General features: G+C 48.0%; 1 pseudogene. It reads right to left on the reverse strand.

What is annotated here, in order from left to right:
- Window positions 1–500, reverse strand: a pseudogene (mukB, locus tag R7Q48_RS31680) (chromosome partition protein MukB); the annotation flags it as partial.

Below are 500 nucleotides of genomic sequence, written 5' to 3' on the forward strand. Positions count from 1 at the left end.
CGCCATTGTTGTTCGTTTTGTGCGATTTGCTGAGATTCACGCGCTTTCGTAATGACGATTTTCGCTTGTTCAGCCGCATCTTTACGTTCGACTTGCCAAACGATACTTTGTACGAGCTTCAGCGCAGTTTCAAATTGCTCTGCTGCTGCAGAAGACATATCCAACTTGTGCTTAACCGATAGCAGCGCGTTAGTGCTTTCTGATTCTTTGTTCTTAAGCTCAGAAACAAGTGCTTGCGCGGACTCTGCCGTCAGGCAGTCATCACCAAGTAGTTGTTTCGCTTTCTCAAGTGCCTGAACCGCTTGTTGGTATTGAAGAGCACGAGTTTGCTGAACGTCTAGTGCTTGTTGGTAGTCAGCCAGTTGCGTCTTGAGGCTGTCCACCTCTTCTTCTGCAACGGTTGCTTGCTCTTCCACCATCATCACGCGTTCTTGCGCTTCTTCAACGACCATCATCTGCTCTTCAAGACGCTCGCTAAGCTCTTCAAGATCTTCTTGGTA

The sequence above is a fragment of the Vibrio sp. 378 genome (genome assembly GCF_033339435.1).